Annotated in this window: 19 protein-coding genes; 13 read left to right on the top strand and 6 right to left on the bottom strand. The window is 68.8% G+C overall.

Going from position 1 to position 25,867, the window contains the following annotated elements; all coding sequences use genetic code 11:
* Positions 1 to 6 precede the first annotated feature (6 nt).
* Positions 7 to 1,953, bottom strand: a complete 1,947-nt coding sequence (locus AVAK2825_RS17995; protein WP_284401397.1) for an AMP-dependent synthetase/ligase — start codon at positions 1,951 to 1,953, stop codon at positions 7 to 9.
* Positions 1,954 to 2,223: 270 nt separating this feature from the next.
* On the opposite strand from AVAK2825_RS17995, the gene AVAK2825_RS17990 reads away from it, so the two are divergent.
* The 3 genes from AVAK2825_RS17990 (at position 2,224) to AVAK2825_RS17980 (ending at position 6,033) form a co-directional block, all read left to right on the top strand.
* The gene (locus tag AVAK2825_RS17990) at positions 2,224 to 3,408 is read left to right on the top strand and encodes an ATP-binding protein (protein WP_284401395.1); all 1,185 of its coding nucleotides are present in this window, start codon (positions 2,224 to 2,226) and stop codon (positions 3,406 to 3,408) included.
* A 53-nt stretch (positions 3,409 to 3,461) separates the two neighbouring features.
* Positions 3,462 to 5,138 (top strand): ExeA family protein, encoded by a 1,677-nt coding sequence (locus AVAK2825_RS17985; protein ID WP_284401393.1) that lies wholly within the window; start codon positions 3,462 to 3,464, stop codon positions 5,136 to 5,138.
* Positions 5,139 to 5,211: 73 nt separating this feature from the next.
* Positions 5,212 to 6,033 (top strand): general secretion pathway protein GspB, encoded by an 822-nt coding sequence (locus tag AVAK2825_RS17980; RefSeq protein WP_284401391.1) that lies wholly within the window; start codon positions 5,212 to 5,214, stop codon positions 6,031 to 6,033.
* 160 nt (positions 6,034 to 6,193) lie between these two features.
* Here AVAK2825_RS17980 and AVAK2825_RS17975 read toward each other — a convergent pair whose 3' ends face one another.
* Positions 6,194 to 7,417: an ABC transporter substrate-binding protein gene (locus AVAK2825_RS17975; RefSeq protein WP_284401389.1), complete on the bottom strand. Its 1,224-nt coding sequence runs from the start codon at positions 7,415 to 7,417 to the stop codon at positions 6,194 to 6,196.
* Positions 7,418 to 7,544: 127 nt separating this feature from the next.
* Here AVAK2825_RS17975 and AVAK2825_RS17970 point away from each other — a divergent pair, with 127 nt between their 5' ends.
* On the top strand, positions 7,545 to 8,330 hold the full coding sequence (locus AVAK2825_RS17970) for a Crp/Fnr family transcriptional regulator (protein WP_284401387.1): 786 nt from the start codon (positions 7,545 to 7,547) through the stop codon (positions 8,328 to 8,330).
* Here AVAK2825_RS17970 and AVAK2825_RS17965 read toward each other — a convergent pair.
* A complete protein-coding gene (locus AVAK2825_RS17965) occupies positions 8,317 to 9,924 on the bottom strand; it encodes a methyl-accepting chemotaxis protein (protein ID WP_284401385.1) in 1,608 nt (535 codons plus the stop codon). The genes AVAK2825_RS17970 and AVAK2825_RS17965 overlap by 14 nt on opposite strands.
* 341 nt (positions 9,925 to 10,265) lie before the next feature.
* On the opposite strand from AVAK2825_RS17965, the gene AVAK2825_RS17960 reads away from it, so the two are divergent.
* The 3 genes from AVAK2825_RS17960 to AVAK2825_RS17950 are packed head-to-tail and all read left to right on the top strand — an operon-like array spanning position 10,266 to position 14,277.
* Positions 10,266 to 10,865, top strand: coding sequence for a methylamine utilization protein (locus tag AVAK2825_RS17960; RefSeq protein ID WP_502870563.1), 600 nt, complete (start codon positions 10,266 to 10,268; stop codon positions 10,863 to 10,865).
* A complete protein-coding gene (locus AVAK2825_RS17955) occupies positions 10,862 to 13,198 on the top strand; it encodes a putative bifunctional diguanylate cyclase/phosphodiesterase (RefSeq protein WP_284401380.1) in 2,337 nt (778 codons plus the stop codon). The genes AVAK2825_RS17960 and AVAK2825_RS17955 overlap by 4 nt, the downstream gene beginning before the upstream one ends.
* Before the next feature lie 5 nt (positions 13,199 to 13,203).
* Positions 13,204 to 14,277, top strand: coding sequence for a pseudouridine synthase (locus AVAK2825_RS17950; RefSeq protein ID WP_284401378.1), 1,074 nt, complete (start codon positions 13,204 to 13,206; stop codon positions 14,275 to 14,277).
* A 147-nt stretch (positions 14,278 to 14,424) separates the two neighbouring features.
* Here AVAK2825_RS17950 and AVAK2825_RS17945 read toward each other — a convergent pair whose 3' ends face one another.
* Positions 14,425 to 15,720 (bottom strand): polysaccharide lyase family 1 protein, encoded by a 1,296-nt coding sequence (locus AVAK2825_RS17945; RefSeq protein WP_284401376.1) that lies wholly within the window; start codon positions 15,718 to 15,720, stop codon positions 14,425 to 14,427.
* A 213-nt stretch (positions 15,721 to 15,933) separates the two neighbouring features.
* Between AVAK2825_RS17945 and htpG the strand changes: the two genes are divergently transcribed.
* Positions 15,934 to 17,922 (top strand): molecular chaperone HtpG, encoded by a 1,989-nt coding sequence (gene htpG, locus AVAK2825_RS17940; protein ID WP_272567069.1) that lies wholly within the window; start codon positions 15,934 to 15,936, stop codon positions 17,920 to 17,922.
* 116 nt (positions 17,923 to 18,038) lie between these two features.
* Here htpG and AVAK2825_RS17935 read toward each other — a convergent pair whose 3' ends face one another.
* On the bottom strand, positions 18,039 to 18,509 hold the full coding sequence (locus AVAK2825_RS17935) for a hypothetical protein (RefSeq protein WP_284401373.1): 471 nt from the start codon (positions 18,507 to 18,509) through the stop codon (positions 18,039 to 18,041).
* Positions 18,500 to 19,225, bottom strand: coding sequence for a peptidoglycan recognition protein family protein (locus AVAK2825_RS17930; protein WP_284401371.1), 726 nt, complete (start codon positions 19,223 to 19,225; stop codon positions 18,500 to 18,502). Before AVAK2825_RS17930 ends, AVAK2825_RS17935 begins: the two co-directional genes overlap by 10 nt.
* A 66-nt stretch (positions 19,226 to 19,291) precedes the next feature.
* Here AVAK2825_RS17930 and AVAK2825_RS17925 point away from each other — a divergent pair, with 66 nt between their 5' ends.
* The 5 genes from AVAK2825_RS17925 to AVAK2825_RS17905 form a co-directional block, all read left to right on the top strand.
* The gene (locus tag AVAK2825_RS17925) at positions 19,292 to 19,420 is read left to right on the top strand and encodes a hypothetical protein (protein WP_284401368.1); all 129 of its coding nucleotides are present in this window, start codon (positions 19,292 to 19,294) and stop codon (positions 19,418 to 19,420) included.
* 40 nt (positions 19,421 to 19,460) lie between these two features.
* Complete coding sequence (xrtH, locus tag AVAK2825_RS17920) at positions 19,461 to 20,018, top strand: exosortase H (RefSeq protein WP_284401367.1); 558 nt, start codon at positions 19,461 to 19,463, stop codon at positions 20,016 to 20,018.
* Between the two features lie 13 nt (positions 20,019 to 20,031).
* Positions 20,032 to 20,817, top strand: coding sequence for an exosortase H-associated membrane protein (locus tag AVAK2825_RS17915; RefSeq protein ID WP_284401365.1), 786 nt, complete (start codon positions 20,032 to 20,034; stop codon positions 20,815 to 20,817).
* 59 nt (positions 20,818 to 20,876) lie between these two features.
* Positions 20,877 to 22,292, top strand: coding sequence for a carbohydrate porin (locus AVAK2825_RS17910; RefSeq protein ID WP_284401363.1), 1,416 nt, complete (start codon positions 20,877 to 20,879; stop codon positions 22,290 to 22,292).
* Between the two features lie 1,237 nt (positions 22,293 to 23,529).
* A partial coding sequence (locus AVAK2825_RS17905) for an RHS repeat domain-containing protein (protein ID WP_284401361.1) occupies positions 23,530 to 25,867 on the top strand: 2,338 nt, incomplete at its 3' end.

The raw sequence follows: 25,867 nt of genomic DNA, 5'->3' as shown, positions 1-25,867 counted from the left end.
TTGCGGTCAGGCGGCCTGCTTCGTCGGGGCGAAGGTCCGGGCGTCGTCGAGCTTGAGCGTGGCGCTCACGCTGCCCGTGCGGCCGTCCTCGAACTTGACCTGCGTCTCGATGAACTGTTCGGTGCGGCCGGCGTACAGCGCCTCCACCAGCGTGCCGTACTTGTCGGCGATGAAGCCGCGGCGGACCTTGTTGGTGCGCGTGAGCTCGCCGTCGTCGGCATCCAGCTCCTTGTGCAGCACGAGAAAGCGGCTGATCTGGCTGCCCGCCAGCAGCGCATCGCCCGCGAGGTCGGCGTTCACCTTCTCAACGCAGTCGCGGATCAGCTCGTACACCTCGGGCTTTTGCGCCAGGTCGGTGTAGCCCGCGTAGGGCAGGTTGCGGCGCTCGGCCCAGTTGCCCACGGCGTCGAAGTCGATGTTGACCATGGCGCAGACCTTTTCGCGCCGGTCGCCCAGGGCCACGGCCTCCTTGATGTACGGAAAGAACTTGAGCTTGTTCTCCACGTACTTGGGCGCGAACATGGCGCCGTCGTTGGCGCCGCCCTGGATGCGGCCCACGTCCTTCACGCGGTCGATGATCTTGAGGTGGCCGTGCGCATCGAGAAAGCCCGCATCGCTCGTGCGATACCAGCCATCGGCCGTGAGCACCTCGGCCGTGGCGGTGGGGTTCTTGTAGTACTCCTTGAGCAGGCCGGCGGACTTGACGAGGATCTCGCCGTTGTCGGCCACCTGGATCTGCACGCCGCGGATCGGCACGCCCACCGTGTCGGCGCGCGCCTGATTGTCGGGCTGCAGGCACACGAACACGGCGGTCTCGGTGGAGCCGTACAGCTGCTTCAAGTTGATGCCGATCGAGCGGTAGAAGGTGAACAGGTCCGGCCCGATGGCCTCGCCGGCCGTGTAGGCCACCCGCACGCGCGAAAAGCCCAGGTTGTTGCGCAGCGGGCCATAGACCAGCAGGTCGCCCAGCGCGTACTTGATGCGGTCCAGCAGGCCCACGGGCTGGCCGTCCATGCGCGCCGGGCCCACGCGGCGGGCCACCGCCATGCAGGCGTGGAACATCTTGCGCTTGAGCGCGCCCGCGTCTTCCATGCGGATCATCACGCTGGTCAGCAGGCCCTCGAAGATGCGCGGCGGTGCGAAGTAGTAGGTGGGGCCGACCTCCTTCAGGTCGATGGAGACGGTGCCGGCCGACTCGGGGCAGTTCACCACGTAGCCGCAGGCCAGCCACTGCGAGTAGCTGAAGATGTTCTGCCCGATCCACGCGGGCGGCAGGTAGGCCAGCACCTCCTCGGCGGACGTCAGGCGGTCGAACTCGGCGCCGGCCTGCGCGCGGTCGAGCAAGGTGGCGTGCGTGTGCACCACGCCCTTGGGGTTGCCCGTGGTGCCCGAGGTGAAGAACATGGCCGCCACGTCGCCGGGCTGCACCCGGTCGACCTGCGCGCGGAACCAGCCGGGGTTCTGCGCCACGAAGGCGGTGCCGGCCTCGACCAGGGCATCGAGCGACGCCAGGCCCGGCTCGCTGTAGTTGCGCAGGCCGCGCGGATCGTCGAAATACAGGTGCGACAGGGCGGGGCACTGCGCGCGGATCTCCAGCAGCTTGTCCACCTGCTCCTGGTCTTCCACCACGCAAAAGCGCACCTCGGCGTTGTTGAGCGGGTAGATGCATTCGGCGGCCACCGCATCCTGGTACAGCGGCACGGGAATGGCACCCAGCGACTGCGCCGCGAGCATGGTGGCATACAGGCGCGGGCGGTTGGCGCCCACCACCACCAGGTGCTCGCCCGCCTGCAGCCCGGCCTGGTGCAGGCCGGCGCACAGCGTCTTCACCATCGCGGCCAGGCCCGCCCAGGTGTGGGTCTGCCAGATGCCGTATTCCTTTTCGCGCAGCGCCGCGTCGGTGGGCCGTTCAGCGGCGTGCCGCAGCAGCAGTTGGGGGAAGGTGGTCGTCATGCCTGTTCCTACCGGTGGTGTCCGCCGAGGCTGCTGGCGGGGCGCGCAGCCATGCAAGGCAGATGCAACGGATGGTAGGAATCGCTTTGACGTCTTCTTGTCTTGCCGACGACAATTTGCGGGAAACTCCTGACGGGTGTAACCCTGCCCGCGATGAAGGCCGATCGCGGGCTCGCCAAAGGGAGTTCAGTCGAGGCGCCATCCAGAAATATCCCTGTTTATCTCATATTGTATAAACTATCTTTTTAGAGATAAAAGAGGATATTTGCGATGATTGCCTTCCAACGGACCGCCCTGGCACAAGCGCTGGTGTCCGCGCTGCAGGGCAAGGCGTTGCTGGGCGATGCCCACAACGGGCTGTTCCTGGCCGCGCCGCGCCGCACCGGCAAATCCACCTTTCTTCAAGGGGACCTGCGTCCGGCCCTGGAGGCCGCGGGCGTGGTGGTGGTCTATGTGGACCTGTGGGCCGATGCAAGGCGCGATCCGGGAGGTTTGATCGCGGAAGCCATCGCCCGTGCGCTGGAGCCCCGGCTCGGCCTCGTCGCACGCTCTGCCAGAAAGGCCGGCCTGGACAAGGTGAAGGTCGGCGGGCTGGAGGTGGACACCAGCAAGATCGGCAAGGTGGATGGCCTGACCTTGACCGAAGCCCTGCGCCTTCTGCACGAAAGGGCGGGCCAGCCCGTGGCGCTGATCATCGACGAGGCGCAACACGCTTTGACCAGCGAAGCCGGCGAGGCCGCGATGACCGCCCTGAAATCGGCCCGCGACCAGCTCAACCGGCCCGGGGCGGTGAACCTGATGCTCGTCATGTCGGGCTCGGACCGCGACAAGCTGCTGCGTTTGGTGAACACGGCGGCGGCCCCGTTCTACGGATCCCAGATCCAGCGCATGCCGCCCCTGGGTCCCGATTTCATCGCCCATGTGGCCGCCTTGATTGAAGCCCAGCGGCCCGAACTGAAGCCGGTCGATCAGGCTGCGCTGCAGCAGGCGTTCGAGGTTTTCGGCGACCGCCCGCAGTTCTTCATGGCCGCCTTGGGACAGGTGTTGAGCCCCCTGGCGGCGCTGGCCGGGCGTTTCGAGCCCGCGCTGCTGCAAGCCGCGCAGCAGCAGCAGGCGCAGGACGAAGCGCAGATGGAGTCCGACTACCTCGGCCTCAAGCCGACCGAGCAGGCCGTGCTGTGGCGCATGCTGGAGCAGGGCCCGCGCTTTCGCCCCTACGATGCCGAAGCCCTGCGCTTTTACCGGGACAACGCTGGCCACCCGGTGACGGTGCCGCAGGCCCAGAAAGCGCTGGAGGCGCTGCGCCAGCGCATGCCCGCGCTGGTGTGGAAATCGGCGCGCGGCGAATACGCGCTCGAAGACGCGGCCATGCACCGCTGGTTCGAGGCCCGGGGCGCTGCGGGCCGCTGGCCGCCCGCCCCACTGCAAGGCCTGCTGCCGCTGCAAGACGATTGACCCGCGCGCCGGCCGCAGGGCGACCGCCACGGCAGGGCGGTATCCTTGCCGCCATGTACGCCCCGTTTTTCGGCCTGGAGCACGCGCCGTTTTCCATCGCCCCCGACCCGCGCTATCTGTTCATGAGCGACCGCCACCGCGAGGCGCTGGCGCACCTGCTCTACGGCCTGGACGCCGGTGGCGGCTTCGTGCTGCTGACGGGCGAGATCGGCACCGGCAAGACCACGGTGTGCCGGTGCTTCCTGGAGCAGATCCCGGCGCACTGCAACGTGGCCTACATCTTCAATCCGCGGCTCACGGTGGGCGAACTGCTGCGCTCCATCTGCGACGAGTTCGGCGTGGCGCACACCCCGGCGGTGCCGGGCTCCGAGACGGTCAAGGACTGCATCGACCCGTTGAATGCCTTCCTGCTGCAGGCCCATGCGGCGGGGCGCAACAACGTGCTCATCATCGATGAGGCGCAGAACCTCTCGGCCGACGTGCTGGAGCAGTTGCGCCTGCTCACCAACCTGGAAACCAGCGAGCGCAAGCTGCTGCAGATCATCCTGATCGGCCAGCCCGAGCTGCGCGGCATGATCGCCGGCCCGTCGCTGGAGCAGCTGGCCCAGCGCGTGATCGCACGCTTTCACCTCGATGCCCTGAGCACCGAGGAAACCTGTCAGTACATCGCCCACCGCATGGCCGTGGCCGGCCTGCAGGGCGCGTTGCCGTTCACGGCGCGCGCCCTGCAGCGCGTGCATGCCCTGGCGCGCGGCGTGCCCCGGCGCATCAACCTGCTGTGCGACCGGGCGCTGCTCGGCGCCTATGCCGGCGGCGTGCGCGAGGTGAACGAGGCCATCGTGGACCAGGCCGCGCGCGAGGTGTTCGATGCCGCGCCTGCCGCCCGCACGGGCGCCGCGCGGGCGCCGCGCTGGGCGGTGGCGGGGGCCGGCGCCCTCGCGGGTGCGGCGGCCGTCGCGTGCGCGGGCTGGGCGCTGGGCTGGTGGCCGCCCACGGGCGCTGCGGTGGCGGGCCCGGGGCCGGTGGTGGCGGCTGGGCCGGCGTCCTCCGCGGTACCACCGGCGGCCTCCCACGCGGCCTCCTTGCCCGCCTCGGCCGCGGCCACCGTGCCCTCTTCGGCGTTGCAAGGCTTCCTGGCCCTGCAGCCCGAGGGCGACCACGACGCCTGGCGCGCGCTGGCCGCGGCCTGGGGCGCCCCTTCCGCGCCCGGAGCCGATGCCTGCGCGGGCCTGGCTTCCCAGGGCCTGCGCTGCTTTCGCCAGCGCCGCACGGCGCTGGGCCTCGTGCGCCAGCTCGACCGGCCGGGCGTGATCACGCTGTTCACGGCGGACGAGCGCCCGGTGGCCGTCGTGCTGTCGCGGCTGGACGGCGCCGTGGCCACGCTGTCGGGCGCGGGGCGCACGCTGCAGGTGCCCCTGGCCGATCTGGCGCAGGCCTGGCGCGGCGAGTTCGCCACGCTGTGGCGTGCGCCGCCGGGCCTGCAGGACGGCAGCGATCTGGCCGACCAGCCCGCCACGCTGGCGTGGCTGGACGCCCAGTTGCCGCCTGCGGCCGATGCCGCCGCCGCGCGCAGCGCCCCGCGGGCGGAAGCCGCGCAGCGCCGCGCCCGCATCCAGCGCTTCCAGGTCGCGCAGGGCCTGGTGCCCGATGGCCGCGCCGGGCCGCTGACCCTGATGCTGCTCAACCGCGCCGCGGGCGTGGCCGAGCCGCACCTGAGCACTGCAAATTAGCCCATGCCAGGCCTTCTCCGCACTTTGATGTCCCCGCCCGGCGGGCACCGCCCCACGCACTTTTTTCCATCCTATGTCCTACATCCTTGACGCCCTGCGGCGCGCCGAAGCCGAACGCGGCCGCGGCGCCGTGCCCGGCCTGCACACGCCGGCCGTGCCGGCGCCGGGCGCCCCGTCTGCGGCCGAACCGGCGCGCACGGGCGCCCTGCCGTGGCTGCCGGTGCTGGCGGCCGGCGTGGCCGTCGCCGGCGCGGCGGCGGGTGCGTCCTGGTGGTTCGCGCACCGCACGGCGGTGCCGTCCGAGCCGGTGCGGCTGGCGGCCGCGCCGGCGTCCAGCCCCGCGAACCCGGTGGCCGCGCCTGCCGCTGCGGTGACGGCACCTTTGCCTGCGCCGGCCCCCGCACCCGCCGAAGCACCCGCCCGCACCCGTGTGGCCCCGTTGCCGGCGCCAGCCCCTGCTCCGGCGCTGCGGCCGGAGCGTGTGGCCCCGGTCGCCGTGCCTTCGGCGCCGGCGGCTCCTGCGCCCGAGCGCGCCACCGAGCGCGCAGCGTCCGCCCCGCTGTCGCGCGCTTCGGCCGCAGCGGCGGCCACCGCGCGCCTGCTGCCGCCGGCCCAGGCCCCGGCCGCACCCGCCGTGGCGCCGCCTATCCAGGCCCCGGCCCAGCCCGTCGTGGCGCAGCGCGATCTGCCGCCGTCCGTGCGCGAGCAATTGCCGGCCATGCAGTTCAGCGGCGCCACCTATTCGGCCAACCCGGCCTACCGCATGGCCATCGTCAACGGGCAGGTGCTGCACGAGGGCGACCAGGCCGCGCCGGGCGTGGTGCTGGAGAAGATCGAGCCGTCCCGCACGGTGTGGGCCTTCCGGGGCTACCGCTACGCCGTGCCGTCGCAGTGAAGGCGAAGCCAAGGGCGAATTAGAGGGCGCAGCGGGTGCGCTGGTACAGGCCAAAAAAGGCCCATGCCGGCGGATTGCATGCCTGTAGTGCTATATTTTTAATAGCAAATGATTCGGCCGCCGCGCTCCGGTGGACTCGGACCGGCGACCGCTGGGCGGCTCAGCGGATGAACCGGCCGTCCCGCCCCACGAGGGTCAGCTCGACGAAGCGCGAGGCGCTGCGTTCCGGGCCGGTGGCGTTCACCTCGAAGCCGCCCAGGTCCCAGTTCTTCAGGCTCCAGGTGGCGTCCACGAAGGCGGCGCGCGACGGGTTGCGGCCCGCGCGCTGCAGTGCCTGGGCGAACACGCGGGCGTTGATGTAGCCCTCCAGCGCCAGGTGCGAGGGCTCGGCCGTGGCGCCCACGGCTTTCCAGGCGGCCTGGAATTCGCGCACCACCGGCACCACCACATTGGTGGGCAGCGGCACGACCTGCGAGATGGTCAGGCCGACGGCATCCGGCCCCAGGGCCTTGACGGCGGCCGAGGTGCCCATCACGGACGTGGCATACAGTGCGGTCCCGCGCCGAAGGCTCCGGAAGGCTTTCACGAACTCCAGCGCCGGCTTGCCGGCCAGGCCGATCAGCACCGCCTCGGGGTTGCCGTCGGCGACCTGGCGCGCCGTGGCGCCGGCGTTCGACGCATCGCTTTCGACGGTGCCGGACAGCGGTTCGCCCAGCTTCAGCCGGGCCATGGCGTCGCGGGCGGCGTTGAACACCTCCTTGCCGAAGGCGTTGTTCTGGTAGGCCACGGCGATGCGCCGGATGCCCAGCGTCGAGAAGTGCTGGACCAGCTTGTCGGCCTCTTCGGCGTAGGTGGCGCGCACGTTGAACACGCTGCGCGCGCCCTTCACGCGGCTGAGCAGGGCGCCGGTGAACGGGGCGAAGAACGGCATGCCCGAGGGCAGCACCTTGGGCAGCATGGCCTCGACCATGGGCGTGCCCATGCAGTTGAAGAGCGCGAACTGCTCGCGGTCGGCGAGGAATTTGTCCACGTTGGCCAGCGCGCGGGGGATGTCGTAGCCGTCGTCCAGCGTGGTGAGTTCGATCGTCTGGCCCTGCACGCCGCCCTGGGCGTTGATGGCGGCGAAGGCGGCCTTGGCGCCCTGGTGCATGGCCGATCCCAGGTCGCCCAGCGGGCCGGTGAGCGCGGTGGACTGCGCGATGCGCAGCACTGTGCCCTGTGCGCGTGCCGGCGCCGAGCCGGTCCACGGCAGGGCCAGCGCGGCCGCCCCCGCGAGCAGGCGGCGGCGCTGCAGCGGGGCCGGCGGCGCATCGCGGTGCAGGTGGCGGGTGGTGGGCGAGGCAGGCGCGGTCGAACAGGGGGCCTGTTGGAATGTTCTTGGCATGGTGTCTCCGTGGCCGGTGGGCGGATCATCGGTGTGCGCGGGTCGATTCTTTGTCGCCCCGGCAACAGTCCGCGTCGTGGTATTCCCGCAATCGCCGGGCGGCCTTCCTGCGCCATGCTCGCAGTCCATGAACGACGACCTTTCGCTGCACCAGCGCCGCCGCCTGCCGTCCCAGGTGGAGCTGGACGGCATTCCCTGGCTGGCGCTGCTGTCCGTGCCCGAGCGCGAGCGCGCCGTGGCCGCGCTGCTGGTGGGCGATGCGAAGGTGGGCGACTACGTGTGCCGCGTGGGCCGGCCGGTGACCTACTGGTTCGGCGTGGTGGAGGGGCTGCTCAAGATGAGCACCGACAACGCCCAGGGCCAGACGATGACCTTCACCGGCGTGCCCCCGGGCGGGTGGTTCGGCGAGGGCACGGCGGTCAAGCGCGAGCCTTACCGCTACAACATCCAGGCGCTGCGCAAGAGCGTGGTGGCGGGCCTGCCCATCGACACCTTCCACTGGCTGCTGGACCACTCCATCGGCTTCAACCGGTTCGTGATGAACCAGCTCAACGAGCGGCTGGGCCAGTTCATCGCCGCGCGCGAGATCGACCGGCTGGGCAACCCCGACGTGCGCGTCGCGCGAAGCCTGGCGGCGCTGTTCAACCCGGTGCTCTACCCCGGCGTGCGCGAGGTGCTGCGCATCACGCAGCAGGAGCTGGCGTACCTGGTGGGGCTGTCGCGCCAGCGCGTGAACGAGGCGCTGGCCGAGCTGCAGGCGCAGGGCGCGATCTGCGTGGAATACGGCGGGCTGCGGGTGCTGGACCTGCCCGCGCTGCGCGAGAGCGTGTTCGCCGCGCAGGCCGAGGCGCCCGTGCGGCGCGCCGTCCGCGCGCCGGAGGCCCCGGATGCCCAGGCGGTCATGCGCGGCTGACGGGCGCTGCCAGCTCGGGGGTGCGCGTCAGGCGGAAGGTGCCCACCATGTCCGTGAGCCGGCCGGCCTGGTCCTTGAGGCTGCCGGCGGCCGCGCTGCTTTCTTCCACCAGCGCGGCGTTCTGCTGCGTCATGGTCTCCAGCGCGCCCACCGACTGGCTCACTTCGGCGATGCGGTCGCTCTGCTCGCGGGCCGATGCGGTGATCTCGGCCATGATGCCCGACACCTGCTGGACTGACTCCACCAGTTCGCCGATGGTGGCGCCCGCGTGGCCCACCAACGTGGTGCCTTCCTGCACCTGATTGGCGCTGGCCAGGATCAGTGCCTTGATCTCGCGCGCGGCATCGGCCGAGCGCCCCGCCAGCGCGCGCACCTCGCCGGCCACCACCGCGAAGCCGCGGCCCTGTTCGCCCGCGCGCGCGGCTTCGACCGCGGCATTGAGGGCCAGGATGTTGGTCTGGAAGGCGATGCCGTCGATCACGCTGATGATGTCCGCGATCTTGCGCGAGCTGGCGCTGATCACGTCCATGGTGCGCACCACCTGCGAGACGACCTCGCCGCCGCGCTCGGCCACTTGCGAGGCGGCGGCGGTCATCTGGTTGGCCTGGCGCGCGGCGTCGGCGCTTTGCTGCACGGTGTGCGTCAGGTCTTCCAGCGCCGAGGCGGCCTGCTGCAGGTTGCCCGAGGTCTGCTCGGTGCGCTGGCTCAGGTCGAGGTTGCCCGAGGCCACTTCGGAGCTGGCCAGCAGGATCGAATCCGCCGTGGTGCCGATGCCGCCCACCAGCGAGCGCAGCTGCTCCTGCATGGCGGCGATGGCGTCCAGCAGCCGGCCGGTCTCGTCCTGGATGCGCACTTCCACGCGCGAGGTGAGGTCGCCGCGCGCGATGCGTTCGGCCACCACCACCGCCCGCCCGATGGGCTGGGTGATGCTGGCCGTGGTGCGCCAGGCGATCAGCGCGCCCAGCACGATGGCCAGGGCCACCAGCCCGCCGCCGATGGCGCGGGCCCGGTTTTCCATGCGCGACGCGCCGGCCGCGGCTTCGGTGTTGAGGGTGTTCTGCAACTGCACCAGTTCGGCCAGCTTGTCGCGCCAGGCGGATTCGGCGGGGGCCACACGCGTCATGAGCGAGAGCGTGGCGCTCACGGTGTCACCGTCGGAGATGGCCTTGAGGGCCGTGTCCAGCTCGGGCCGGGTCTTGCGGGCCAGGGCCTGGATGTCGGTCTGCAGTTGGCGTTCGGCCGGCGTGGCGCCGGAGTCGAGCAGCGTGGCCAGTTCGGTCTCCTGCGCCGCGTAGCGCTGCAGCGCCTGGCCGACGCGGCGGGTCTGCTCTTCGGCGCTCTTGGGATCGACCTCGCCGAGCATCGCCGCCGACCGCCCCTGGATGCCGATGGCGCTCACGTTCTCCAGCATGCTGTTGACCAGCCGCATCTTGGCGGCGCTGGCACCGGTCATCTGCTGCATTTGCTGGTTGACCTCGTTCAACGAAGAATGCGCCACGATGGCCACCGCGATGAGCAGTGCCAGCATGCAGCCGAATCCCAGGAACAGACGGCGGGAGATGGAGAGGGTCTTGAAGAACGAAGCGGTCTGCATGGTGTTTTCCGTGGCCGATGGCCTTTGAACGAAATGCACAGCAAAAGCAGTGCCAGTGATCGGTGCGCGGCGCCGTCCGGGCCATGGCCGGCATCGCAATGGATGTTACATATGAAAGACCCACCGCAGAGTATCTGCCTCTAAAGTGCCGGGAGGGCGGCGCACTTGTATGAATTGATTTAATCGCTCATATCTTATTAAATGCATCGTTCCGATGCTATTTTTTTGGTAGCGTAGCGCCGTGCCATTTTTGCGCATTCCACTTTGGCGCCATTCGATCCGCCGTGGACTTGTTACATTTTTTGGAAGGAACCGGCCCCATGATCCGACTTCGCTCGCCCATGCCCCGGGGCATGGTTGCCGTGCTCTGGGCACTGGCATGGCCGGCGATGGCCGCGGAGGTCCAGGTGACCGTGCAGGACGGCTCCGGCAAGCCGCTGCTGGGCGCGATCGTGTTCCTGGATTCGCCGGAGGCGCACAAGCTGGTGCGACCCATGGCCCAGCAGGACATGGGGCAGCTCAAGCGCCGCTTCGTGCCCGAGGTGCTGGCCGTGACGGTGGGCACCGAGGTGCGGTTTCCCAACAGGGACAACGTGCGCCACCATGTGTATTCGTTCTCGCCGGCCAAGAAGTTCGAGCTGCAGCTCTACTCCGGCACGCCGGCCAACCCCGTGCTTTTCGACAAGCCTGGGGTCGTGGTGCTCGGCTGCAACATCCACGATCAGATGGTCGCCTGGATCCTCGTGCTGGAGACACCGTATTTTTCGCAGAGCGCCGCGCCGTTCGGCAGCGCGCGCATCGAGAAGGTGCCCGCGGGAAACTACACGCTGCGCGTGTGGCATTCGGGCCTGCCGGTGGGCGCCGCGGCCTACGCGCAGCCGCTCGCGGTGGCGGAAGGCGGGGCGCCGGTGGTCGTGCGGCTGGCGGGGGTGACGCCTTGAACCTGCGCGCGCTGCACCGCAGCCTGATCCTTCGGCTGGTCGGAATTTCCCTGCTGCTGCTGCTGATCGTTCAGGCGGCGGGGTTTGCCGTGGTGCAGACCTTCATCGTGCGCAATGCCCGCGCCCAGATCGAGCGCAGCCTGGACGTGGACGAACGCGTCTGGCGCTGGCTGCTGGCGCAGAACGCCGTGCGGCTGCAGGAGGCCTCGGCCCTGCTGGCGGCCGACTACGGCTTTCGCTCCGCCGTGAATTCCGGCGATTCGGCGACCATCCAGTCGGTGCTGGAGAACCACGGCGCGCGCATCGGCGCCGCGATGACGGCGCTGCTGGACACCCGCATGCACCTGCAGTCCACCAGCCCCTCGCGCACCGCGGCCGACTACCAGAGCGCGGTGGACCAGGCCGTGCCCGCGCTGGTGGCGCAGCCGCAGGGCAGCCAGATCGCCGTGGTGCACGGCATTCCGTACCAGTTCGTGATGGTGCCCATGCGGGCGCCGCTGCTGGTGGGCTGGGTGCTGATGGGCTTTCCGGTCAACGAGACGCTGGTGTCCGAGATGCAGCAGCTGCTGTCGGTGGACGTGGCCATCCAGGTGCGCGACGCCACGGGTGCCGTGGCCGTGCCGGTGAGCACCCTGCCGGACCGCGCGCTGGCCGATCTGCGCGACTTCCGCATGGGCGGGGAGCAGGTGCTCGGCGGCGAGACGCTGCTGGTGCGGCCCGTGCGCCTGGACAGCGGCATCACCAGCGCCCGCGCGCTGCTGCTGCGCTCGCTCGACGACGTGGTGGCGCCCTACCGCAGGCTGCAGATCCTGCTGGGGGTGATCACCGTGGCCGGCCTGGTGCTCTTCGCGCTGGGCAGCGCCTTCATGGCGCGCCGCGTGACGATGCCGTTGCGCTCGCTGGTCTCGGCCACGCACCGCCTGTCCCAGGGCGACTACGACGCCCCCATCGAACACACGCGCCGCCATGACGAGATCGGCAACCTCGCCCGCTCGTTCGACCGCATGCGGCTGGACATCGCCGGTCAGCAGGGCGAGATCCTGCGGCTGGCCGACACCGACCGGCTGACCGGCGTGCCCAACCGGGAGCGCTTTCGCCGCGCCATCATGGAGGCCATCGGACCCGGCAACGGCCAGCGTCCCGTGGCCGTGATCGCGCTGGACCTGGACCGCTTCAAGCACGTGAACGGCGTGCTGGGCTATGCGCTGGGCGACCGGCTGCTGCAGGCCGTGGCCGAGCGCATCAGCGGGCAGGCGCGATCGCCGCAGGACGTGATCGCCCGCCTGGGCGGCAACGAGTTCGCCATGCTGATGCCCGGCGCCGACGAAGCGGCCGCGCGCGACATGGCCCAGCGCATCCTGCGCGCCTTCGAGACGCCCATGGCCTTCGGCGACCGCACGGTCGATCTGAGCGCGGGCATCGGCATCGCCTGCTGGCCCGGTGCGGCGCAGGATGCCGACACCCTGCTCAGCCACGCCGAGATCGCCATGTACGCGGCCAAGCTGCGGCTCAGCGGGGCGCTGCTGTACGAGCCGTCGATGGATTCCTCCAGCGCCGTCTCGCTCTCGCTGCTGACCGAGCTGCGCCGCGCGGTGGACCGCAACGAGCTGCGCCTGTTCCTGCAGCCCAAGGTGACGCTGACCGGCCAGCCGGGCCATGCGGCCGAGGCCCTGGTGCGCTGGCAGCACCCCGAGCGCGGCATGGTGCCGCCGCTGCAGTTCATTCCCTTTGCCGAGCAGACCGGCTTCGTGCGGCAGCTCACGCTGTGGATGTTCGAGCAGGCGGTGATCTTCCTGGCGCAGCCGCGCGTGCAGCCCTTGGCGCTGCGCATCTCGATCAACCTGTCCACGCGCGACCTGCTCGACCCCGAGCTGAGCAACCGCCTGGGCGCGCTGCTGGCGCGCCACGGCGTGAGCGCCGAGTCGTTCTGCCTGGAGATCACCGAGAGCGCCATCATGGACGAGCCCCTGCGGGCCGAGGCCATGCTCAATCTTCTGTCCGAGCAGGGCTTCAAGCTGTCCATCGACGACTTCGGCACGGGCTATTCGTCGCTGGCCTACCTCAAGCGGCTGCCGGTGGACGAACTGAAGATCGACAAGTCCTTCGTCATCGGCATGGCCTCCGACGACGGCGACGAGCAGATCGTGCGCTCCACCATCGACCTGGCGCACAACCTGGGCCTGAGCGTGGTGGCCGAAGGGGTGGAGACCGTGTCCATCCTGGAGCGCCTGCGGGCCCTGCATTGCGACGATGCGCAGGGCTACTACATCAGCCGCCCGCTGCCCATGGACGACTTTCTCGCCTGGCACGCTTCGGCCGCCGAGCGAAAATAGCGCCCATGTCCGATTCGCCGCCCCGTCGCCGCCTCTCCCTTCCCCCCGCCGCCCCCGCCAAGGTGGCGCCGCCTGCGGCCACCGCACCCTCCGCACGCCGGGCACCGGCCACCGCGCAGCCCGCCGCCCGGGCGAATGCCGGCCCCGCCGCCCGACCGTTCAACGGCCCGAATGCCGGCGCCAACGCATCGCCTCGCCCCCCTGTCCGCCCTGCCGCGGCCCGGGCCCCCTCCCGGCCCGACCCCTGGCAGGGCCGGTCGCCGGACCGCGCACCGCCGCCCGCCGCCCGGCGCGCGCCGGCGGCCGCGCCCCCGGCGGGCGAGGGCGGCACCTCGCGCCTGAACAAGCGCATGGCCGAGCTGGGCCTGTGCTCGCGCCGCGAGGCCGACGACTGGATCGCGCAGGGTTGGGTCAAGGTCAACGGCGAAGTCGCGCCGATGGGGCTGCAGGTGCTGCCCACCGACCGCATCGAGGTCGAGCGCGTGGCGCAGGGCTTTCAGGAGCAGAAGGTCACCATCCTGATGCACAAGCCCATGGGCTACGTGAGCGGCCAGGCCGAGGACGGGCACACGCCCGCCGTCGCCCTCATCAACCCGCGCACGCACTGGCGCGAGGACCCGAGCCGCATGCGCTTTTCGCCGCCGCAGCTGCGGGGCCTGGCACCCTGCGGGCGGCTGGACATCGATTCCGTTGGCCTGCTCGTGCTCACGCAGGACGGCCGCGTGGCGCGCCAGCTCATCGGCGAGGACTCCGACGTCGAGAAGGAATACCTCGTGCGCGTGCAGTACGGCGACGTGGCGCTGAACGTGCAGGACGCCTTTCCCGCCGACCAGCTGGCCCGCCTGTGCCATGGCCTGGCCCTGGACGGCCAGCCGCTCAAGCCCGCCCGCGTGGACTGGCAGAACCCCGAGCAGCTGCGCTTCGTGCTCAAGGAAGGCAAGAAGCGCCAGATCCGCCGCATGTGCGAACTGGTGGGCCTGAAGGTGGTGGGCTTGAAGCGCATCCGCATCGGTCGCATCACACTGGGCAACCTGCCCGTCGGGCAGTGGCGCTACCTGGGGGCGCACGAGAAGTTCTGACGCCGGGCGTGGGGCATGGCGCCGCCGCGGGTACTCGTGGCAGGATTTTTTGGCGATTTTGCCTTCATGCCCTAGTGAATCATGCCTTGATTGCTATTGAATATGTAGCAATCTCCTAGGGCATTTCCCCATCGGGCACCAGCGCGCTCAGGGCACGGCGCCCCCGGCGGTGCCGATCACGCCGACGCCCGCCTGACGCCGCACCGAGCGGGCCGTCTCGGCGGCGGATTCCGGCGCGATCAGCCAGGCCCGCCACGCACCGAAAGCCTGGATCGCCGGCGCATCCAGCGCTGGCGCGTCGGCGGTGCCGCTGGCGGTCTGGTCGTTGGGCACGCAGTCCCGTCCGATGGCCTGGCGGCACAGGCCATTGCCGGGGTCGGGCTGCCCGGCGAACGGGGCGAAGACCGGGCCCGGGCCGGGCGCGTGCGGGTAGCGGTATACGGGCCGGGTCACATGGTCGAAATGGTTGCCCTCCATCAACAGGCGGGCCGTGGCCGTCAGGGGCATGGCCGCGCCTTCGCCGCTGAGGTTCTCGAAATAGTTGTTGACCAGGTGGGCGGCCACGGTGGCGTTCTTCATGCCGCCCGCATGCGGCCCGCGGCCCGAGGTGTCGTGCACGTAGTTGCGGGCCACGGTGATCGTGTCCTGCGCGCCCAGGAACAGCCACAGCCAGTAGTGGTGGCCGTCGCAGGTGGCCGACTGGCCGGTGCGCCCATCGAATTCGTTGCCGGACAGGGTGACGTGCGATGCGCTGCCGAAGCCCGTCACCACCATCTGGCGGCCGATGCGCGCGAACAGGTTGTGGTCCACCCACACGCCGTCGGCGCCGTCGATGGTCAGCGCATCGCCGCCCCAGACGACGCCCGGGTTGATGTCGGTGATGCGGATGTTCTGGACGATGACGTTGCGGTTGCCGTCGCCGATGCGCAGGCCCCGGCCCTGGATGCCGGCGTTGCGCCCGACGCCGACGAGGGTCTTGTTGGAGCCCACGGGCAGGGGGCGGCGCCCGGCGTTGTCGTAGGTCACCGGGGCGGCCGGGCGGCCGTCGCAGAAGTGGGCGACGTTCAGGCCCCACTGGCCGCCCTGGCCCGGCGGGGCGTCCCGGCAGGCGAAGGCCAGGCACCCGGCCTCGGTGGTGGCGGCGGAGCCGTTGGCCTGCAGCGAACCCCGGAAGTCGAACAGGCGGTCCAGCACGATCACGCGCGGTGCGTCGTCGGTGCACCGCGGGCCCTCGGCGCGCTGGCACAGCGCGCGCTCCAGGCCCTCCAGCGAGGTGGGGCGGACCACCTCGGCCTGGCCGCCGCCGGTGACCCCAGCGGCGAAGCCGTCGGGACGGCCCGTGGCCTGCTGCGCCCACAGCGGCGGGGCGGGGCCCAGCAGCAGGGCCAGGCACGCCGCCATCGGCAGGTGCCTGTGAAGCAGGCGTCGGAGTAGTGGGCGCATGGGATCGGGTTCCATTGTCGGGGTGCGTCCCGGGGGCTGGGAGCGGGATGGCGGCTTGGACCGGGGCGCGCGCCCGGAGTTCAATGGCCGCCGGTGCCCCAGGGCGGCGACTCGGCCGGGGGCGGACCCGCCAGCCTTGATAATGCGGCGCCTGCCCCGAACTGCCGGGGCATCCCTCTTTTTGTGAATGACCCCGACCTCCCAATCCACACCATGAGCAAACAGACCCATTCCTTCCAGGCCGAAGTGGCGCAACTGCTGCACCTGGTCACGCATTCGCTGTACTCCAACCAGGAAATCTTCCTGCGCGAGCTGATCTCCAATGCGTCCGACGCCTGCGACAAGCTGCGCTTCGAGGCCCTGAACAACAACGCCCTGTACGAAGACGCGCCCCACCTCGAAGTGCGCGTGGCCTTCGACAAGGACGCCAAGACGCTCACCATCACCGACAACGGCATCGGCATGAGCCAGCAGGAGGCCATCGACCACCTGGGCACCATCGCCAAGAGCGGCACCAAGGACTTCATGGGCAAGCTCTCGGGCGACCAGAAGGCCACCGCGTCCGAGCAGGGCCAGTTGATCGGGCAGTTCGGCGTGGGCTTTTATTCCGGCTTCATCGTGGCCGACAAGATCACCGTGGAATCGCGCCGGGCCGGCCTGCCCGCCGAGCAGGGCGTGCGCTGGATCAGCGGCGGCACGGGCGACTTCGAGGTCGAGACCATCACCCGCCCCGAGCGCGGCACCAGCATCATCCTGCACCTGCGCGACGACGCCGAAGAGTTCCTGAACGCCTGGAAGATCAAGTCCATCATCGGCAAGTATTCCGACCACATCAGCCTGCCCATCCTGATGGAAAAGGAAGAGTGGAAAGAGGGCGAGCTGATCAACCCCGGTGACGAAAACGGCGGCCGCCAGCCCGGCGGCATGGTCAAGACCGGCGAGTGGGAAACCGTCAACAAGGCCAGCGCCCTGTGGACCCGCCCCAAGAAGGACATCACCGAAGAGCAGTACCAGGACTTCTACAAGGCCATCAGCCACGACCACGAGAACCCGCTCACCTGGAGCCACAACCGCGTCGAGGGCAACACCGAGTACACGCAACTGCTGTACGTGCCCGCCAAGGCCCCGTTCGACCTGTGGAACCGCGACAAGAAGGCCGGCGTGAAGCTGTACGTCAAGCGCGTGTTCATCATGGACGACGCCGAGGCGCTGATGCCCACCTACCTGCGCTTCGTGAAGGGCGTGATCGACTCCAGCGACCTGCCCCTCAACGTGAGCCGCGAGCTGCTGCAGGAAAGCCGCGACGTGCGCGCCATCCGCGAAGGCTCCACCAAGCGCGTGCTCGGCATGCTGGAAGACCTGGCCAAGCACGACAAGCACACCGCCGGTGAAGAAGGCGCCGACGGCGTGACCGATGTGGTGAGCGACGAGGACAAGGCCAAGGAAGGCAAGTACACGGCGTTCTACGCCGAGTTCGGCGCCGTGCTCAAGGAAGGCCTGGGCGAGGACTTCGGCAACCGCGAGCGCCTGGCCAAGCTGCTGCGCTTCGCCTCCACGCAAAGCGATGCGGTCACCGTCTCGTTCGCCGACTACAAGGCGCGCATGAAGGAAGGCCAGGACGCCATCTACTACATCACCGCCGACACGCTGGCCGCCGCCAAGAACAGCCCGCAGCTCGAAGTCTTCAAGAAAAAGGGCATCGAGGTGCTCCTGATGACCGACCGCGTGGACGAGTGGGCGCTGAACTACCTGCAGGACTTCGACGGCACGCCGCTGCAGTCCGTGGCCAAGGGCGCGGTCGATCTGGGCAAGCTGCAGGACGAGGCCGAGAAGAAGGCCGCCGAGGAAGCCGCCGAGGCCTTCAAGCCGCTGCTGGCCAAGCTCAAGGAAGCCCTCAAGGACAAGGCCGACGACGTGCGCGCCACCACCCGCCTGGTCGATTCGCCCGCCTGCCTGGTCGTGCAGGACGACGGCATGAGCACCCAGCTGGCGCGCATGCTCAAGCAGGCCGGCCAGCAGGCGCCCGAGTCCAAGCCCGTGCTGGAGGTGAACCCCGATCACGCCCTGGTCAAGAAGCTGGACGGCAGCGTGCACTTCCACGACCTGGCGCACATCCTGTTCGACCAGGCGCTGCTGGCCGAAGGCGGCCTGCCCGAGGACCCCGCCGCCTATGTGAAGCGCGTTAATGCATTGCTGGCCTGATCGGCCTCCAGCGCATGATTCACTAGGGCGTATTGCTATTAAATAAGTAGCAATCAAAAAGTCCGGTCTTCTTGGGAGGCCGGGCTTTTTTTATTGGGCTGCGATGGTGGCCAGGGCTACTTCGGAGGCTCTCGGTCCGGCAGATCCAACAAGCCTGTGCACCGTGCGCAGTGCAGGTAGCGGCCGGACGCCTGCTCCTTGCCCGCGACGACCGGCGTGAGCAGGGCGGTGCCGGCGTCGTTGGCGATGCCCAGCGTGGCAACGCGGCCATCCTTGAACCGGATGCGGGCCTCCGTGTAGCAGTCACCGGTGAGGAAATGGTCGTGCAGATAGGCACGGCGGTCGATGGGCCTCGAATGGGCCAGGAACCGGCGGACATCCTGCTCTGCCAGCGGCCGGGTGCCAACGCAGGGGGCGGACTCTCCCGCTGCGTTTTGCGCCGCGGGCCGCGTGATCTCGACCGATGCCACGGCTGCAACCGGATAGGACTTGCGCGCAGGGGCGGGCGACTTCGATTCCTGCGCATGGGATGGAAAGAGATGGGCGGCGATGCACAACGCCGCGATGGCATGCCGTTTCAGCGCCATAGAGCGGTACTCGCTTCGGTTGCGTTTTTCCGGCTCACGTCGGGGTGCCGGTGGACTTCCGACGAATCCAGGTGGAGCGTGTTGACCAGTTCGTCGACGAGCCACCGCAGGGAAAGGTTCTGCGCGGTGGTGATGGGTTTGTAGACAGACTTTTCTCCCAAAAATGCATCTTGCTGTGCCTTGCTAAGTCCTGCAGGCATTTTGACGTCCGGCGGGAGCGAGGCAATTCCCACGATTTCAATACCGATCGAGTCGATGTTGCTGGGATACCGCACCGGGACGGATTTGGTCATCTCAATTTTGTTCATGCGCTCCACCGCACTGTTTTGCGGAAAATCCTTCGATTTCCGGAAGGCAGCGGCCGTACAACGGTGCTCTGCAAGGCAGCGGGCTTTCAACGGGCCCACATGATTCGTCCGATAACGGACCGATGCTGTTTGATAGAGGGTGCCATTCTTGGCGATGAGAAAGTGCGCACCGTTTCCCCCTGACTGGTAGCTGGCGAAAACGCTTTGCTCGTTGGGGGAGCCGGTTTGATGAACGATGATTCCGGTAATGGAACGCATGGCCGAACGCTCGATGATGGTGAATCGACGCGGCTGGATGCGCGACGCGGTCACCATGCCTTGTGGATCAATTTGAAGCATATTTTTATATTCAAATGATTTTGGAACGATGCTGGCACGCCCCTCCGGCTGCACCACGCGCCGCATCATAGTGATGACTCAACCTGGATTAATTCCAAGTTGGTAACTGAAGGTTGCGGGCTCTGCGATGGGCTGATGCATCTCATCGCCTTGCTTCGGCCCCTGCGGCTGGTCTATGAGCAGGCAAAGTGGAGCGCCTTCCTGGAAGTAGACGCCCATCCGCAGGCTTTTCCCATGGCGGGCCTGGGCATGCTGCCTGGATAATGTGCGGCGGTCCCTTTTCTACTCTGCGGAGCCTTCCGGCATGTTGCGCTTTTTCCTCCTCTTCCTGACCCTGCAGTTGACGATGTTCGGCATCAACATGCTGGGCTGGGTGCAGCAGCACTTGGTGTTGCCGTGGACGGCGCTGCTGGCGCGCATCTGCGCCGGGCTGGTCACCTGGTTCGACAGCTCGGCCGCCGCCTCGGGCAAGGTGCTGTGGAACCAGGCCACGGGCTTCGGCGTCTCCATCGAGGCGGGTTGCAACGGCATCGAGGCGTGCATCGTGCTGTTCGCCGCCGTCATGGCGTTTCCGTCCACTTGGCGGCACAAGCTGGTCGGCCTGGTCGCCGGCTTCGTGGCCGTGCAGGCCATGAACATCGTGCGGGTGGTCAGCCTGTTCTACCTGGGGCAGTGGAACACCGCCATCTTCAACTTCGCCCACGAATACCTCTGGCAGGCGCTCATCATGGTGGACGTGCTCATCGTCTGGCTGCTGTGGGTGCGGGCCGGCAGCCGAAGCGGCGCGGGCGCCCCGCCGAACGAGCCGCCGGCGGCACCGCCCTCGGCTCCGTCCGCCTCCCCTGCGGCCGTGCCGGCGTGATCCGCGGCACCGCATGCGCCGCGCCGCCAGCCTGAAAATCTTCGTCCTCGGCCTGTTCGCCGGGGTGGTGCTGCTCACCCTGCTGTGGATCCGGGTCTCGCCGTGGACCTCGTATCCCGTGGGCATGGTGGCCGGCGCGGTCCTGGAGCATGCCGCCCCCGGCTGGGTGCGCGAGACGCGGCTGCGGCCCGGCGCGTTCGAGGTCGATACCTCGGTGGCGGTCGCCACGCCCCAGACCGGCAACCGCCTGGTCGAGATCACCGTCGAATCCGACCCCGGCCGCTATGCCTACGGCCTGCCCATCTTCCTCGCCCTGCTGCTGTCTGCGCGCGGCCCGGGGCGCACCTGGCGCGCGCTGGCCGGCTTCGCGCTGCTCGTGCCGCTGCAGGCCTTCAGTCTGGTGATGCACCTGCTCATGCAGGTGGTGCTGACGGCGCAGCTCGACGTGCGCGTGCTCAAGGTCGCCCAGTGGCAACTGGAGGCCCTGGTGTACGGCTACCAGGTGGGCGTGCTGGTGCTGCCCACGCTCGCGCCCATGGTGCTGTGGCTGTGGCTGGACCGGCAGTTCGTCAACGAGGTGGTGATCGAGGCCTGGCGCCGCTCTCTGCCGGCCGCGCGCGCCGCTGCGCCCGTGCCGGCTGCAGTGGCGGTGGTGGTATCGCCCGAGCCTGCCGCGGGCGTGGTGGCCGAGCCTGCGGACGCCATCCCTGAGCCGGTCCCCCACGTGCCGCCCGGGCTGGGCGGCAAGGTCTCGGCCAGCGCCGCAGCCACGCTGCCTGTGCGCAAAAAACCACGCTGAAGCGCGCAGCGGTCGCGCGGACACGCGCAGGCCACCAGGGCCTGACAGAATGCCGCCGCATGCTGTTGCTCCTCTCCCATTTCTTCCGTGGCTTCGGGCCCCGGTGCGTGCTGCAGGCCGCGCTGGGTGGCACCGCGGCCGTCCTCGCTGCCCAGGCCCTGGCCGCCCCGTCCGGCGATGCCGGCGGCAACCCGGCGGACGGTGACCCGCCCCCCTGGGCCCTGCACGCGCAGACCACCTACGTCTGGCAGCACAAGCCCTCGTTCGATGCGCCCTACACCGGCCCCAACAGCCTGGTGCCCACGGCCGAGCGTTCGTATTCCTTCACCGCCACCGCCGACCTCGGGCTGCGCCCCTGGAGCGGCGCGCAGATCCACTTCAACCCCGAGGCCGGGCAGGGCGTGCCGCTGTCGCACCTGTCAGGCGCGGGCGGGCTCTCCAACGGCGAGCTGGCCCGCACCTCGGGCGCGCAGATCAAGGCCTACCGCGCGCGCATGTTCCTGCTGCAGCGCTGGGACGCGGGCGGCGACACCGAACGCATCGAGCCCGACTTCAACGAACTGGGCGGCAGCGCCAGCGCGCGCCGGTGGACCCTGGTGGCCGGCAACATCTCGCTGCTGGACTACTTCGACAACAACCCCTACGCCAAGGACCCGCGCGAGCAGTTCTTCAACTGGTCCTTCCTGACGCCTGGCGCCTGGGACTACGCGGCCGATGCGCGCGGCTACACCTGGGCCGGCATCCTCGAATACCGCACGCCGCAGTGGGCCGTGCGCGGTGGCCGCGCCCTGCAGCCGCGCGAATCCAACGGCCAGCCGCTGGACCGCTCGTGGACCAAGCACTACGGCGACCAGATCGAGGCCGAATCCGACCTGCCGGTGGCCCTGCCCGCCGGCCCGCTGCGCGGGCGCGTGCTGCTGTTCCGCAACCGCGCCGTCATGGGGGCGTTCGCCGATGCGCTGGCCGCGTCCCGGGCCGTTGGCGGCACGCCGGACGTCGGCGCCGTGCGCCGCCTGCAGACCAAGACCGGCTGGGCCCTGACCCTGGAGGCCCCGCTGGCGGAAGACGCCGGCGTTTTCGTGCGCGCCAGCCGCAGCAGCGGCCGCCAGGAGACGTACGCCTTCGCCGAGATCGACCGCCAACTGTCCTTCGGCGGCCAGATCGGCGGCGCCGCCTGGGGCCGCGCCGCCGACCGCGTGGGCGCTGCCCTGGCGGTCAACGGGTTGTCGGCCGACCACCGTAACTACCTCGCAGCCGGTGGGCTGGGGGCCTTCCTCGGCGATGGGGCGCTGCGCTATGGCAACGAGCGGGTGTGGGAGGCGTATTACCGATTCACGTTCGCCCCGGTGCCGATGCCGGGCGGGCCGCTGCAGTCCGCCGTGTCGCTGGGGGTGCAGCACATCGTGCACCCGGGCTACAACCGCGACCGGGGGCCGGTGGACGTGGTGTCGGTGCGGGTGCATGCGGAGTTTTGATCAATCAAATACTGGATTCAGCAAAAGTCCAACGCTCAGTGCGTTGGCGAGGATTGAGTAGCAAAGCCATTTGCTTAAAAGTTAAGATGCAGTGGCGTCAGCGTGCTCTTCAATCAGTGCATGAATTGATATTCTTATCCACAAGTTAAAGCACCGGTATTAATCGCTGTCGGCTATGAACGATCAGCATAGAAAGGGTGGGGGAATGCAGCATTCAATCAATTTAAAGCTTCGGAAGTTGCCATTTTTTTTCTACGGCATCACTGGCTTAATTCGCTTTTTCCTGTTGGTGTTGTGCTTTTGCGGTGGTTCCGTCAATGGCGTTTTGGCGCAAACTGCCATCGCGCCATCGGTACCTGCCTCCCATGCTGGCGCTCTCCAGATGCCGTCACGGTCAACGGCCTTATCCGGTCTCGTTTCATCGAATGCGCAGCGGTCTTCGCTGGCTGCTGATGCTTCTTCCCAATCTTGCGTTCCCTCTGCGGCCTATCAATCGTTCAAGGCGCAATGCGATGCGTTCGGTGCTCAGCGCATCGTCGACATGGCTGCCTGCCACGCGGCGGTATCTCCCGAATGGTGCGGATCCATTGGTGTGTTGGCGGAGGTGCGTGAAGAGCCCACCCGATTGATTTGCTTTTGGGATGGCGCGTTGCCGCCAGTGGTGGGTGGGGCATATACATCGGGCATTCCTTACACGCTGCCGTGCAGCCCCGTCTATGCCATCAGCCTAATGGTGATGAATGCCGTGGAGCCAGGCAAGGGCATACCTGTGTATGCCACCGTCACTCATAACGGTCAGCCCGCCGCTGGAATCTCAATTACTGCTGTCGAATCCCCGACACCCTTGGGGGGCAGCTTGAACTGCCCAAATGCCACGGATTCCAATGGCGCGGCCACATGCACCTACCAAAGCCCAGCCAAGGGATCTACGTCAGTGCGTAGGGATCAGGTCGCTGCCACTTGCGCTGACTGCCAAAACACCGCTCGAGCCGGCGTTACTTTGCTGGGACTCAATATTTGTCCAGCACCAGGTTCGCCTGGAGCTTCTGCTGATGGAGGTACGGTTGGCAACCCCATCCGTCCCGCCACCGGCGAGAAGAGTCAGTTCGAGGCCGACTATATTGATCAGGGGCAGTATCCCCTCAGCGTCATTCGCAACTATCGCACCGCGTTTGGCGAGAATGGTCTCGCAGCAAGTTGGGACTGGGCCGGTAGTGCACGCATTGCTGGAGACGCATTGGTCTCCCATGTGCTTTTCGATGGCGGCCAAGTTCGCAGTTTCCTCTACGAATCCGTCGGCTCCACAGGCAGCTACGGCTGGCGTGCCCTAGGCCATACAGGCTCCCTCACCGCGCTCTCTGGCAATACCGGCTGGACGTATGTGGATGGCGCCGACGACTCGATCTGGACCTTCAATGCCAATGGTCTTGCCACCTCCCAGAGGCTGCGCAACGGTTGGACCATCAGCTATGGTTATACGAGCGGCGGTCAGCTCAGCAGCATCATCGATCCCTTCGGCCGCAGCCTTGCTTTCAACTACAACAGCTTTGGCTTAATCGATGCCGTGACCACTCCGGCTGGCACCACCATCACCTATCAGTACGACAGCCAGTCGCGTCTCACCCGCGTGGTTTATCCAGACGGAAAATTCAAGACTTACCTCTATGAGGACAGCAATTTCGCCAGGTTGTTGACCGGCGTCATCGATGAGGCCCAGCAACGGTATGCGACCTATGCATACGATCCCCAGGGCCGTGCGGTCTCGACCGAGCACGCCGCTGGTGTAGAGCGCTACGTTGTTTCCTATACCGGCGACCACTCGGCCACCGTGACCGACCCGCTGAACACGTCACGCAGCTACACCTATGGAGATGAAGGTGCTCAATTTGCTGTATTGAGTGCGAATAAACCATCGCTGACCTCGGCACCCTCGATCGCCAGTCGGCAGCAGGACAGCTTGGGTTTTGTCACGTCCGAGACGGACTTTCTCGGGAGCGTGACGACGTACCAATGGGATGCGGGCAGGCGCGTGCCGCTGAGCACCACGCAGGCCAGCGGTACGGCGCAGGCGCGCACGACCAGCACCGAATGGCACCCGCAGTGGCGCCTGCCGGTCAAGGTGACGGAGGCGGGCCGCGAGACGGCCTACACGTACGACGGCCAGGGCAACGCCCTCACGCAGACGGTCAAGGACACCTCGGTGAACCCGCCCGTCTCGCGCACCTGGGCCTGGACCTACCACCCCTCGGGCCTGATCGCCAGCGAGACCGATCCGGGCGGCGCAGTGACCACCTACGCCTACGACAGCGCGGGCCACCTCACCCAGGCCACCAACGCGCTGGGCCAGAGCAGCCTGTACACCCACGACGCGGCCGGCCGGGTGCTCACCCACACCGCACCCACGGGCCTGGTGAGCAGCTACCAGTACGACGCGCGCGGGCGGCTCACACAGGCGCAGCGCGGCGACGAGGTCAGCAGCTACACCTACACCGCCAGCGGGCAACTGGCCAGCGCCAGCGTGGCCAGCGGCTACGCCACCAGCTACACCTACGACGCCGCGCAGCGCCTGACCGGCTGGAGCGACAACCGGGGGGCGAGCGCCAGCTACACCCTGGACGGCATGGGCAACCGGATCAATGAGAGCATCACCGATGCGCAAGGCCAGGCCGCATGGACGGTCGCGCGCACCATCAACAGCCTGAACCGGGTGGAGAGCGTCACCATCGGCTCGGCCGCCACGGGCACGGTCAGCACCAGCGGCTATGGCTACGACGCCAACGGCGACCTCGTCCGCAGCACCGAGATCGTTGGGGGCGCCAGCCGCAGCACCACCCTCGCGCTGGACGCGCTGCGGCGCGTGAAGACCCTCACCAACGCGCAGAACGCCAGCGCCGCGCTGGAATACAACGCCCAGGATGCCGTCACCAAAGCCACGGACTTCAAGAGCGTGGCCACCCGCTACACGCGGGATGCCCTGGGCAATGCCAGCCAGGAAGCCAGCGCCGACAGCGGCACGCTCACCCGCACCTACGACAGCCTGGGGCTGCCGCAAAGCCTCACCGACGCGCTGGGGCGTGCCACCGCCATCACGCGCGATGCGCTGGGCCGGCCCACGCAGATCGTGAGCAGCCTGGGCGGCGCGAGCCGCACCACCGTGCTGCGCTACGACCTGCCCGGGCCCGAGTACAACGCCAGCGGCAGCCCGAGCGCCAGCGTGGGGTCCTTGAGCGAGATCCAGGACGCGGGCGTCACCACGCGCTACCAGCGCGACGCGCAAGGGCGCATCACCGCGCGCACCCAGGTCCTGGCCAACGGCAGCAGCAGCACCGTGGGCTACCAGTACGTGCCAGGCGGGACGGGCAGCGCAGGCAGCACGGGCAGCACGGGCAGCGCCGGCAGTCCAGGCAGCGCCGGCGCCGGGCAGATCGCCCGCATCACCTACCCCAGCGGGCGCCAACTGGTGCACCAGTACGACGCCACCGGCCAGCTCACCGGGCTGCAGTGGAACGGCCAGCCGCTGGTCAGCGGCATCACCTGGAGCCCGCTGGGCCAGGCCACCGGCTGGCAATGGCCCG

The sequence above is a fragment of the Acidovorax sp. SUPP2825 genome (genome assembly GCF_030158995.1).
GTDB lineage: Bacteria > Pseudomonadota > Gammaproteobacteria > Burkholderiales > Burkholderiaceae_C > Paracidovorax.
This window is presented reverse-complemented; position numbering and strand designations above follow the sequence as displayed.